Origin of the sequence: Butyricimonas faecalis (genome assembly GCF_003991565.1) — a bacterium.
In the GTDB taxonomy this organism is placed as follows: domain Bacteria; phylum Bacteroidota; class Bacteroidia; order Bacteroidales; family Marinifilaceae; genus Butyricimonas; species Butyricimonas faecalis.
Map to the genome: position 1 here is coordinate 1,518,175 of NZ_CP032819.1, position 12,619 is coordinate 1,530,793.

Here is a 12,619-nt window from a genome sequence, read left to right on the forward strand (position 1 = left end):
TTTTATTCATTTTCTTTCTTTCCGGAAAGCTGAGCAAATATTTCATCTAAAGAAATTTTTTCCAATGTTATTTCACTCAATCCCCATCCGTTATTTACACTACATTCAACCATTCGTCGCATCACATCATTTCCACCTTCAAAACGGAAACGATACTTCGTCTCAGACAATGGAATCACTTGAATAATCCCTCTTACTTGTAATAATTCCTCTTTAGTCGGCTGATTTTCAAATTTTGCAACAAATGTGTCGGGTTCAATGTAATTGTCAAATTCATCAATAGTTCCGGCAAACACGACTTGCCCATGTTCGATCATGCGAATATAATCGCAAGTGGCCTGTACTTCGGAAAGAATATGCGTAGACAATAATACAGAACGATCTTTCGCAATTTCTTTGATTAACTCACGAATTTCCACAATTTGATTTGGGTCGAGGCCATTAGTGGGCTCATCCAACACAACAAAAGCCGGATTGTGTACGATTGCCTGTGCTATTCCAACGCGCTGCTGATATCCTCCAGACAAATTCCGAATCAAACGATGGCTAAAATGAGAGATTCCACATCTCCGTTTCACTTCTTCCACGGCAGACCTCACCTGTTTGTCATCCATTAATCTCAAATTGGCACAATATGTCAGATATTCATCTACATTAAGATCTGCATACAAAGGAGGCTTTTGTGGCAAGAAACCAATATTTTGTTTCGCCTCTACCGGTCGCTCACTTAAACTAATTCCATTAATATATACTTCTCCTTCTGTCTGATTCAACACGCCACAAATAATATTCATCGTAGTCGATTTACCCGCTCCATTAGAACCTAACAATCCGACTACACCTTTTTGATTAATTTCAAAATTAATATCCCGAATTGCCCATTGTGTACTATACCGATGGGATAAATGTTCTACTTTTATAATTGCTTTTTCCATAATTTTCAATAATTCACAAACAAATACATCCACACCATACCGTTCAAATCTAGCATGGCTATAACATAAAGACCCCCGTCAGTATTTCGAGAATTTCAAAACACTTTCCATCCATACCGACGGGGATTCATTCTAAATCAAACACACTACAATAAGTACTACTGTTGAGAAACGACAGTTAAGATTTTTCCGAAACCGGAATAAGTTTTAATATTATTCTGATCTATAGAACCTCCACTTGCACTCACAATCGGAATCGTATAAAGCGTCCCATTATTTCCATCCCAAACACCCGTTAACAAAAGATTCTCATGAGTGTCAATTGGAACTTTATAACCTGCTCCAGAAACATATGTCATAGGATTTATTAAATACCATGCCTGTCTAAACATGGAAAAATGAGTAATTTCACCAGAAGAAATCGTGTAAAGCAGATTCACTTGCGGTGATACTCCTCCTAACACAATAGCATATATTTGTGTCGATGTTGCAAAATAAATCACATTTCCATCTTCACTCACGACATATCCTATCGCCTGATCCATTTCATTACCTGGTATATTGTAAAGATATTTTGCACTAGATGTTGTTCTTTCTATGACATATACTTGATAAACTCCAGTGGTTGTATTCTTCATGATCATATAAAAATCACCATTCACACCGATTGCAGCATATACTGTTTCTAAACCAGGCAGATTATTCGGGTCAAAGGCTTTTTGAGGATCAGAAACAAATGTTTCTATACTTTTTTTGACATAAGGATATCCTTTTTGACATAGGAAACGTCCCTCGGCTTTGTCATACCAAACACCCCAAGCGGACTTTGAATTACCGGATTGATGAGTATATGCCACATATTTATCAATTTTCGAGGTCTTAATTTTCTGTGTTTCTCCCTCTTGTACAGCATATCCCATAGGAATCTGGATATTTGGATAATCTCGTGCTATTCCCTTATTAAAGGGATACATGTTTCCATCATTCACCCAAACAATATAACCAGTACTAGAAAAAAATATTTGTTCTGGTTTCATGGATAACGTATTATCATAAATTACTTCAAAATCCCGTCCGACCAATTTATATTCCAAACCGTCAACTAAAGTATAAAAATCATTTCCTATACAATAAAAACGCTTTGATTTAGTAACCGAATTATATGAATGGCAAATTTGTTTCACAAGGCCATCCATGGTATTACCGTTTGCATTACTATACAAATTATGAGTAATCTTATCCGCACCAGTCCATCCTTCAGTAAACTGTTGTCCTTCAATCAAAGAAAAATCAGTTGTCCTACCATCTTTCGTATTGGCGATTAATATTCCTTCATTATAAGCTGATTGAACAAGTACTTTCCATAAAATATCTCTCCGATACTGGGTCTTATTATCTGTGACCTGAAACCATAAAAAATAAGTGATTTCGTTCGGAGCAAGAAATATTATAGTATCTAATACTTCACTTTCACCTATACAAACATAATTAGAATAATTCGCCCCTGTCGCTTGCGTGGTTGTCGCAACCGTATTCAACATCCATTTGTAAGACAAGTCTGATGTATCGCCATTGTCTCGACGGACTTTAGGTCGAATCGTCAAGCGTTCATTTTGTGTTACTCTAAACGCCCCGGGAATACCTATCGTATCTATCACAATATCCGGAATCGGATGATCTGGATCTGTACTTTTATCATCAAAACATGCTGTAAAGAAATTCATATTCAAAAAAATCAACAGCACATATAAAATATATTTTTTCATTATCATCAATTTTTAATTAATATATTGGCACTATTTCTTCTCCTTTATACGCGCCATCATCATGACGGTACACATCATCATGGGTTTTATTATACTCCCGAATCCAATCCCCAAACATTTTTCCATATACCCATCCTTCGTATTGATCTAATCGATAACCGGTTTCCGGGTCAGGATCATAATACCAAAATTCGGTTAATCCTGTAGATGCAATAATCGCCCGATAAACATTAGAAGAATATTTTGATGTAAAGAAAAACCTCATAGCTCTCCAAGTTTCCGGTTGTACTAAATCCGTAGTCCATGTCAAAATAATAGCAGAGTAATTTAACCATCCTCCGACTTTAAAATTTTCATTATCTTTTACAGCTAATTTCAATACTAACGTGGACTCATTAATTCCCAGAAATTTAGGATTACAAACTTCCAAGACAAGAGTTCCAATCGTATCATTAGCCGGAACAACAGCTTTTATCACCCGATATTGATCAGATGTAGCCGTTGTAATTGAATCACTCACAACCTCGACAGCAAATTCCCGATCGCGATCCACGGGATTTCCAACAAGCAAAACTTTAATCTGCATCGTATCTTTCTCTGCTTCCATATTTGTCATAAATGAAAGCCCTTGTCGTAATTTCATGAAATGCAAGGCATTTCCTCCTTCGTAATACATAATATCACTCTTAGAGCAACTATAAAGCCCCATACATATAATTATCAACAAGATCGCATATTGTTTTATCGAACATTTCATAATTCTACATTTTAAACATTAAAATTGCACTCGATTTCCCGATATAACTTCCTCATCTGGATAAGGCAAAACATATTTGGTATCATCCATGATGTCAGCATACCCGGCAACACTTTCTACCCCCCAACGTTTATAGAAATAGAACAATTGCCCCAAACTCACGAATTCTTTCCGATATTCTTTCAATATCTCCTCTCTAACTTCTTGATAAGTTAAATTTTCATCTAGATCCGCCGTAATTCCACGAGCTCGACGTACTGTATTCAAATAACTTATTGCCTTTTTTAGATTTCCTTGTTGCGCATATACTTCCGCACATATATAATACATTTCCGGAGTACTGATTAAGGGGATCTTTTGTCCATAATTTGTTTCTCCATTGCATTGATCCAACTTCAACGTGGCATAATTATTTAACCCAGAACCTTGGGGTTGAAGTAGATAAGAATACCGATAATCATTTACACCTACATCATTTCCCTCGCCTACCTCAAATATTGAAAAAGCCATTTCTTGAGTAAGGAATATACGTTCATAAGTAGCGTTAGGATTAGATGCATCCAGCCAATTTCCTATAATATCATTCAATTTAGTCACTGAAAGATGCCAAATATGCTCCTGAGAAAAAGTTCTATCCCGATAAAGAACGTTAGAATTTGTCACACGACTGCGAGAAACCCAATCCCAACAATCTTGTCCAGAATCATCCTCTGTCAAGAACCATTCTTCGGCAATTTCTGCCGCTTTAGCATATCCTTCATCAGTTCCCTCCCACATATATACTCGGGCAAGAATAGCTTTTGCCACATAATAATCTACTCGGGGAGAAGTCTGATAATCAAAATAAGTAAAGAATGCATGATCTTCACCATTCGGTCCGTTATCAAAAAAATCATCATCTCCAGTAATTCGATAACAATTTTTCCCATTTTCTCCATAAAGCAAATCAATCGCCTCTAGTAAATCTTTTTTCAAGAGTTCAAAAGTTTCCGAATAAGATAACTGCGGAGTAACCTCCTTACTAAACGTCGTTACATAAGGAATCGCTTTTTTAGAAGAGACGTCTCGATTCCGCAAATTTCCGAAACCAAACATACGCATCAAATCAAAATGAAAAAAAGCTCTTAACGTCAATGCTTCTCCTTTTACAAGTTGATAATTAATCGGATTTAATTCCGATTTATGTTCTTCCAATTTGGCTAAAATATTATTACAATTTGCAATCAAATTATATAAACCATTCCACGTTCCTTTAATATATGGATAAACTCGCGTATGTTTATATTGATGACTATGTAGGTAAGTATCATTACTTCCTGAGATCAAACAATAATAATGAGCTAGATAGTCCAACATATGCCAAGATAAATGCATACCATAAAGATCCGTGGCTGTCATACCTATATACACTCCAGTTAAAGCGGTATGAAATCCTTCATCTGAAGAAAACATATCATCTTGAGATAATTCTGTTTCAGAATTTACTTTCAACCAGTCTTCACATGATGTAAAAACAAGGCCCAATATCATTAATACAATAAATAATTTTGTCTTCATAAAATACCTTGTTAAAAAATTGCAGTTAAAGAAACACTTAATGTTCTAGCAAACGGATAAGATGTTCCTCGTTCAATTTTGATTGATGACCATTTATACACATCGTTCATATTGGCCTGTAATCTGATTCTCTCAAATCCGATACGATTCATCCATGAACGTGGCAGATCGTAATACACACTCAAAGAAGATAAATTCAATTCATTATCTTTTTGTATAAAACGAGTAGTAGCACGCGTATAACTAGACTCTCTCATGTTCCCCATAATATAATCATCGCCTAAATTTTTAATTCGCCGAAACTGAGTCTGATCTCCTCGTTGTTTCCATCTTCCAGACAACACTCGTTTATCCACATTATAAGTGATATTGACATTTTCTACTTTATCCACTAACGTTTGATTATACAGTTCTCCTCCACCCAAAAAAGTAAAAACAACGCTCAAGCCAAAACCTTTATACTCTCCGTTCAAACCAAAATTTCCATTATATTTTGAATCGGCAACACCTGCGGCAATCATATCTTCCGCTTTCCATTGTTTCGTGAGTCGTCCGTCACGATTTATGTACACCTCATAACCATCAGAAGGGTCAATACCCACGGAAGGAACCGCCCAAAGCGTATTCATATGCATTCCGTCATAATACATCAACACGGGTGTTACCCTATCTTCTGCTTGTGCCAAAGCCATTTGATTATCATTGAAAGTTTTCATGGCTCCAGACAATTTCTTCAATTTATTATCATTTGTAGTTATATTACCGTTGACATTCAAAAAGAAATCTTTACGGTTAATTATATTTATTCCTAGTGCCACCTCAAATCCCCGATTCTGAATCAATCCTAAATTTTCACTAACAGAAGTAAAACCGGTTGAACCAGGAATCGTAATTTGTGATACTAAATTTTCCGTATTTGAAGTATACCAATCAAACATTAATGATACATTCTTTACTTTTAGGTCAACACCAACATTATAATCTTTTTTCAACTCCCATTGAAGCCCAGGATTTTCCATATTATTTAGATAAGCTCCACTCCAATAATAATTATAATTTTCTTTCATATAATATTTATAAGTTGCCGCAGCCTTATTGGATTGAAAGTTCTGATTACCAGTATATCCTATGGAACCTCTTATCTTAAATTGTTCTACAAAACCTAAGTCTTTAAAAAACTTTTCATTATGCAAGTTCCAACCTAATCCGACACTCTAGAATGTTGCCCAAGGATTATCCGTTCCAAAAACAGAAGCAGCACTTCCTCGCAATGTCGCATCCAACAAAAAACGATCTGCATAAGTATAAGCCAACACACCCAAAAAACCAACATTCCTATTTTTAGAACTATTTCCGGAAGGTTTTCCATCCTCCTTATACATCATCCCAAAAATATATTCATCCATACTATCCGATTTATATCCTTGAGCCTCATTAATGATTTCCATATACTCATTCTCTGAAATATTCCACCCAACATTACTGAATAATGTATGTTTACCCCATGTTCTTGAAAAATTCAAATAAATATCACCGGATACCGTATTACTCTTTCCTGTATTTAATGTATAAGCACCTCTTTTATAATATACATCCCTTCCATAATTACTCTGACTTGTATGGTTATAAGGATAATACTCATCCGCATCACTACGTTTAGTCGTGAAACTGACACGTCCCGTTGCTTTCAATCCTTCTATTATTGTCCATTCTATATAAAAATTATTTGTAAAGTTCAAATAAGAAGTCTGATCTTTAATATTTGTATAGGCATTATATAATGGTGATTTTGCCGTGTACGTACCTCGATCATAATATTCCATTGGTTTTCCATTTTCATCATAAGCCGGAGAATAAGGATTTGCTTTCGCATATTCGCTAAAAGTACCATATGGAGAATCCTGTGTTTTATTTCTTGTAATTGTAGCTATATCACGAAATAAAAAGTTCGATTTACGATAGGAAATTTGTGCTGTCCCAGAAAAAGTATTTCGATATGATTCTTTCATAACTCCCACTACATTGTTATACGACACAGTAAAAAGAGTCTTCATTTCTTTATTTCCCATTTCGAATGTTAAAGCATGTTTCTGCCCAACCCCAACCTGTAAAGGTTTTGATAACCAATATTCATCCAAACCATCTTTCACATTTTTCAACCGTTCATAATATTTACTCATTCCATCATAAGTATTTTGATAAACACTACCTTCAAGAAATTCCGCTTCTAGCTTTTCTGCAGCATTACACAAATTATAACTCGTCAAATCTGGCATCTCCAAATCTAAATTTCCCGTATAAGTCACACGAACTCCTTCAACACCGAGCCCGACCGTTTCAATCACAACAACACCATTGGCCGCTTTAGACCCATAAATAGCCTTTGATGCAGCATCTTTCAATATGGTAATACTCTCAACTCTATTCATGTCTAAATCAAATACCGTCTCTACCGTTGTCTCAAATCCATCCAAAATAAACAAGGGCTGGTTAGGTTGAGACTGATAATTCCCTTTCAAATTTATTTCATTATCTCCTGCGGGAAAAGAAGAAGTTCCACGCAAACGCATATCTGGAAGTGTATTAGGATCTGATCCCATATTTCTATTATCCAAAATTTTAAGTGAAGGATCTAGATTTTTCAGACTTTGGAATACATTTGTATTACCCACACGTTTTAATTCATCTTTCCGAAATGTTTTTGCCGCCCCGGTAAAACTTTCTGCCCGCCGAGTAAAAATTCCAGTCACCACTACCTCCTCCATACTTTTTACATCTTCGATCATAACGATTCGAATATCTGATTTCCCTACATATTGATACTCTTGTGTTTGCATCCCCACAAATGAAAAAACAAGTACAGGATGATCCATTTGAGGTATTTCCAGTACAAACTTTCCCTCATGATCAGAGACAACCCCTAACACCGTACCCTTTAAGACGATTGTAACTCCCGGCAATGGCACACTATCTTTATCTACAACAATTCCCTTTAACACAAGCTTTTGTACATTAGAAGTTTTTCCACCCTTACGTCTAATAACAACCGTATTTTGTTGAATCACGTATTCAAGTCCCGTGTTTTTTAAACATACATCAAGAGCTTCTGATACCGTTTTGTTCTTAACATCAAAATCAATCGTTCCCTCCTGATCCAAATCTTTCGTGTTATAAACAAATACCAATTTGGATTGTTTCTCTATCGCCCAAATAACATCCTTTACAGTTGCCTTTTTCATGGAAAGACTGATTAACGGCTGGTCCGTCATAGCTTGAACAACGCTACAAAATAGAAGTAACAAGACCGTTGCTTGTAAAACAAACAACATTTTTTTTACTTTTGTACTCAATAAATGAGTACATCTACGTTTTTTTTTCATAATTTTGAATCGATTTAGTTATAAAATACGCCTCCCCAAGAGGCTATTAATTAGCGAAGAATGCACAACTATTCTTCGCTATTTTATTTACTTACAATTATCTTTTTATCTTCAATCTTAAAATGAACTGTTCCCGTACTTTCTAGAACTTCCAACAAAGGCAATATCGTCTCATGACGATTAAAATTACATCCAAAAAGATATTCTTTTACTTCTATATCTTCATATACAATTTCAATGTCGTACCAACGAGCCACTACATCCATAATTTCCCTTAAAGGGCGATCTCTGAATCGCAATAAACCTTCTCGCCAAGCTATCGCATAAGAAATATCCACTTTACTAACCTTTATTATCCCATCCTTTTTATTAAATACCGCTTGTTCTCCCGGTAAAAGTGTATAATTTTTCTTATTTTTATCAGAAGAAACTTCCACTTTCCCATTCACCAATGTCGTCTGAATTTCCCCATATTCCTTGTAACCCAATATATTAAACTCAGTCCCAAGTACTGAAACTTTCATTTCACCTACTTTCACAGTAAAAGGAGAACTCTCATTTTTAGCTACTTGAAAATACCCCTCTCCATCCAACTCCACCATCCTCACATCTTCTGCAAATTTCACAGGAAAACGCAATTTAGAATCTGCATTTAAATAAACAATTGTACCATCCGATAACGTTATCGCAAATTCTCCACCTCTAGGTACTACCAAATTATTATATATTACTTCTTGCTCTAAAGAACTATCTGTTACCTCATATGTAACACATTCTCCCTTTAAATCAATCAACGTTCCATCCTTCTCTTTTACTATTTCCTCTAACTGAGGATGCAACACAATAGATGAACCATCAGCCATTTGTAAAATAGCCCTATGACTCCCTGGCAAGATCTCCTGCATTACGGGAACATCTATTACTTGATGCTCTTTCACATGCATAAAAACATACACTCCAAGTAAAACAGGAATAATAAATATGCCTACATACTTCAATACTTGTAGATACAATGCTCGTTTATACTCCTGCCGTTTCTTTTTCAACAAAGCAATCCATCCTTGATCAATGTCAACAGATTTTAAATTTTGACGTTTCAACCTAACAAAATTTGATTCCGTGACAGAATGAAACCACAAACGATTAACCTCAGACAATTCTACCCATTTCATCAACCGAATCCTTTCTGAATTTGTCAAATCATTTGCCAGATACTTACCAACTAATTGGGCTATATCAAAATATTTATCATCCATAATTCAAACGTGTCTTTAGTTCTTTTATACATAAAACACAAAACTTGAATTTTATGGAGTGTCACAAAAAATAATTTAATATTTATTAACTATTATTCGAGTGCAAATAATAATATTGATAACAAATAATAATATTCTCGCAAACTAACTTTCAACTTTTTATAAGCTTCTTTTTTATAAGAATGTACTGTTCCTTCAGATAAATTCATTTTCTCGGCTATTTCTGAATTCTTTAAACCGTCTAATGAAAAATTTATCACAGCACGCATTTGAGGTGGTAGATTATCTATTGCTTTATTAAAAAGACGATGAGCCTCCTCTTCCATCACGTAATTATAAAAATCCTGTTCCGAATCCTTTATAAATTCGTCTGAAACGTGTAATCGCAAATTCTGACTCCGCAATTGATTCAAACATGCATGACGAACCACAACATAAAGAAAAGACTTTATCCTACAATAATTATCAAAATCAGCCCTTTTATTCCAATATTTTAAAAAAGATTCTTGAACGATATCTGCGGCCGCTTCTTGATCTCCTAAATAATGAGTAGCAAACAAACACAAAGAAGCATAAAACTCTTTAAATAAACTCCGAAAAGCTTTTTCATCTCCTTGTTGTAAAAGCTTTAATAAAAGATCAATATCCGCATATTCTTTTTCCATCTTTTTATAATGCCATACAAAAGCAAAATTAAAACTTTAAAGTTAAAAAACAAATAATTTTGTAGATTTACCCCGTCATAACAAACCCCAGGATAATGCCACTTTTCAACATCATTATCCAAGGTCTTACAATAATAAAATAAACAAATATTACTTCAACAATTTTTCCAATTTTTCAATCATCTTTGCAAAAGACTCTTTAGTATAACCAACTTCAATCTCCACGATCTTTCCTTTCTTATCGATGATAAAATTTCTTGGAATTGATGCCGTGGCAAACTTGGAATAAATCTTACGTTCCGGGTCAAGGCCCATCGGGAATGTATAGCCATTTCTATCCCGAAATTTTTTCACCTGCTCCTTCGTTTCCTCGCGGGAAATTGCCAGAAACACGAAATCTTTCCCTTTAAAACGGTCGATAATCTCCTTTTGTACTCGTTTCAATTCCTCTTGACATGGGGGACACCACGTGGCCCAGAAATTAATTAACACGACTTTCCCCTTTAAATCTTTAATATCGATCTTTTGTCCATCAAACATCTCCACCACAAATTCGGGAACATCATCCCCCACTTTCACCAAAGTTTCCTTTTCTTGGGCATCAACCCGAGTCAAACCTCCCAACACGAACAAGAAAACTATAAAAATAAATACCCTTTTCATAAGTTTTTCTTTTTTTGGTTCTCAACAAAGATAAACAATATTTTTAATATTCATTCTTGAATAAATTAAATACAAGCGTTGGAACACGATTCCGATGACAGTCTTAAATAGAAAGCAACGCTTCTGGTAAAATAAAATCCGCATTTTTATTCTTATTTCCCTTCTTCTTTCAAGAAAAATCGCTAATTTAGGCTATTCATTAAAGAGAGAGGTTATGTTAGACACCATAAAACAGTTCTTCAAGGAACACGAGATTGACAAGAAGGCGGGATTTATCATCGCCGTTAGCGGGGGAGCCGATTCTATCACTTTACTCCATGCGTTCAAGTACTTGAACCTACGCATATACGCCTTGCATTGTAACTTTAACTTGCGAGGTAAAGAGTCAAACATGGATGAACAATTCGTAAAACGATTCTGTGAAACCTATGGAATTCCCATGAGCGTGAAACACTTTGACACGCAAGAATACGCCAAGCAAAAAGGCATTAGCATAGAGATGGCTGCACGAGAACTACGTTACGAATGGTTCGAAGAAATGCGTCAAAAAAAGAAAATGGATTACATTGTCGTAGGGCATCATGCAGATGATCTTGCTGAAACCCTCTTTATTAATATATGTCGCGGAACGGGAATCAAGGGTCTCACCGGTATCCGTCCAGTGAAAGACCGTATCTTGCGCCCACTCTTGTCCCGTTCCCGGGAAGAAATCATCGCCTACATCGAGCAAAATCAACTGGGGTATCGTACCGACTCAACCAACAACTCGCTCGACTACGTGCGAAATAAAATACGCCACATGATCATCCCCGTTTGCAAGGACATCAATCCCTCGTTTCTCAACACGGTTCGAGAGAACTGTAACACCCTCAAAGAAGTGGAACAAATTTATCGTTATGGCATCGACCGTCTAAAAGAGGAAGTGATTAGCGAAGAAAACGGGGAAATCCTCATTGATATACAGAAAACTCTGGCAACCCCGGCTCCTTACACACTCTTATTCGAAATACTCCGGCCATACGGGTTTAATGCCACACAAATCGAGGATATTCTGGCAAGTAGCGATGCTATTCCCGGCAAGCAATTCGAAGCAGAAGAATACTTGCTCACGAAAGGTCGAATCTACTGGCGTCTATTCAATATCTTAGAAAAAGAAGACGAACGTACGCTTCTGGCTGATAGTGGAGAATACCACGTCGATGACATGATCTTCCAGCTCGATGAACAAAACATCGATGACACCTTTATTATTCCTTGCGATCTTAACACGGGTTGTTTCGATCTCGACAAAATCACCTATCCCCTCGTGTTACGCCACTGGTCCACGGGAGACTGGTTCTGTCCGCTCGGTATGAAACGTAGTAAAAAGAAATTAAGTGACTTTTTCACAGACCTGAAATTCAGCGCTAAACAGAAAAAAGAATGCCTTATTCTACAATCTGGCAAAGACATTATTTGGGTAGTCGGTCATCGCATAGACGACCGCTACAAGGTATCTCCCGCCACAAAAAGAGTCCTAATTATCAAACAACTAAAAAGAATTTGATATGCCATAATCATGAAATAGAAAAAGAGGTCAATCGACCTCTTTTTAACACACTAACAATAAATTTACTACACTTATAAAAGCAAAAACATTT

General features: G+C 35.9%; 10 protein-coding genes. 1 reads left to right on the plus strand and 9 read right to left on the minus strand.

Going from position 1 to position 12,619, the window contains the following annotated elements; genetic code table 11:
- Positions 1-2: 2 nt before the first annotated feature.
- The 9 genes from D8S85_RS06910 to D8S85_RS06950 form a co-directional block, all read right to left on the minus strand.
- Positions 3-935: an ABC transporter ATP-binding protein gene (locus tag D8S85_RS06910; protein WP_106480070.1), complete on the minus strand. Its 933-nt coding sequence runs from the start codon at positions 933-935 to the stop codon at positions 3-5.
- Positions 936-1,093: 158 nt separating this feature from the next.
- Entirely contained in the window at positions 1,094-2,701 is a 1,608-nt protein-coding gene (locus D8S85_RS06915) for a PKD-like family lipoprotein (protein WP_158641519.1), read from the minus strand.
- Positions 2,702-2,717: 16 nt separating this feature from the next.
- A complete protein-coding gene (locus D8S85_RS06920; protein WP_106480072.1) occupies positions 2,718-3,458 on the minus strand; it encodes a DUF4843 domain-containing protein in 741 nt (246 codons plus the stop codon).
- Between the two features lie 18 nt (positions 3,459-3,476).
- Positions 3,477-5,015 carry a RagB/SusD family nutrient uptake outer membrane protein gene (locus D8S85_RS06925; protein WP_106480073.1) on the minus strand — a complete coding sequence of 513 codons (1,539 nt, stop codon included), beginning with the start codon at positions 5,013-5,015 and terminating at the stop codon, positions 3,477-3,479.
- Between the two features lie 11 nt (positions 5,016-5,026).
- On the minus strand, positions 5,027-6,208 hold the full coding sequence (locus D8S85_RS06930; RefSeq protein ID WP_127074908.1) for a SusC/RagA family TonB-linked outer membrane protein: 1,182 nt from the start codon (positions 6,206-6,208) through the stop codon (positions 5,027-5,029).
- A gap of 21 nt (positions 6,209-6,229) precedes the next feature.
- Positions 6,230-8,395: a SusC/RagA family TonB-linked outer membrane protein gene (locus D8S85_RS06935; protein WP_127074909.1), complete on the minus strand. Its 2,166-nt coding sequence runs from the start codon at positions 8,393-8,395 to the stop codon at positions 6,230-6,232.
- Between the two features lie 83 nt (positions 8,396-8,478).
- Positions 8,479-9,651: a FecR family protein gene (locus tag D8S85_RS06940; RefSeq protein WP_106480075.1), complete on the minus strand. Its 1,173-nt coding sequence runs from the start codon at positions 9,649-9,651 to the stop codon at positions 8,479-8,481.
- A 92-nt stretch (positions 9,652-9,743) separates the two neighbouring features.
- Entirely contained in the window at positions 9,744-10,316 is a 573-nt protein-coding gene (locus D8S85_RS06945; protein WP_106480076.1) for an RNA polymerase sigma factor, read from the minus strand.
- A 150-nt stretch (positions 10,317-10,466) separates the two neighbouring features.
- Entirely contained in the window at positions 10,467-10,979 is a 513-nt protein-coding gene (locus D8S85_RS06950; RefSeq protein ID WP_106480077.1) for a TlpA family protein disulfide reductase, read from the minus strand.
- A 214-nt stretch (positions 10,980-11,193) separates the two neighbouring features.
- Between D8S85_RS06950 and tilS the strand changes: the two genes are divergently transcribed.
- On the plus strand, positions 11,194-12,525 hold the full coding sequence (tilS, locus tag D8S85_RS06955; protein WP_106480078.1) for a tRNA lysidine(34) synthetase TilS: 1,332 nt from the start codon (positions 11,194-11,196) through the stop codon (positions 12,523-12,525).
- Positions 12,526-12,619: the final 94 nt, after the last annotated feature.

What these genes read in the sequence shown, in the direction of transcription:
- D8S85_RS06935 (WP_127074909.1), bottom strand. Translation starts at nt 8,395, where the DNA reads ATGAAAAAAAAACGTAGATGTACTCATTTATTGAGTACAAAAGTAAAA.
- D8S85_RS06940 (WP_106480075.1), bottom strand. Translation starts at nt 9,651, where the DNA reads ATGGATGATAAATATTTTGATATAGCCCAATTAGTTGGTAAGTATCTG.
- D8S85_RS06910 (WP_106480070.1), bottom strand. Translation starts at nt 935, where the DNA reads ATGGAAAAAGCAATTATAAAAGTAGAACATTTATCCCATCGGTATAGT.
- D8S85_RS06920 (WP_106480072.1), bottom strand. Translation starts at nt 3,458, where the DNA reads ATGAAATGTTCGATAAAACAATATGCGATCTTGTTGATAATTATATGT.
- D8S85_RS06915 (WP_158641519.1), bottom strand. Translation starts at nt 2,701, where the DNA reads ATGAAAAAATATATTTTATATGTGCTGTTGATTTTTTTGAATATGAAT.
- D8S85_RS06925 (WP_106480073.1), bottom strand. Translation starts at nt 5,015, where the DNA reads ATGAAGACAAAATTATTTATTGTATTAATGATATTGGGCCTTGTTTTT.
- tilS (WP_106480078.1), top strand. Translation starts at nt 11,194, where the DNA reads ATGTTAGACACCATAAAACAGTTCTTCAAGGAACACGAGATTGACAAG.
- D8S85_RS06945 (WP_106480076.1), bottom strand. Translation starts at nt 10,316, where the DNA reads ATGGAAAAAGAATATGCGGATATTGATCTTTTATTAAAGCTTTTACAA.
- D8S85_RS06950 (WP_106480077.1), bottom strand. Translation starts at nt 10,979, where the DNA reads ATGAAAAGGGTATTTATTTTTATAGTTTTCTTGTTCGTGTTGGGAGGT.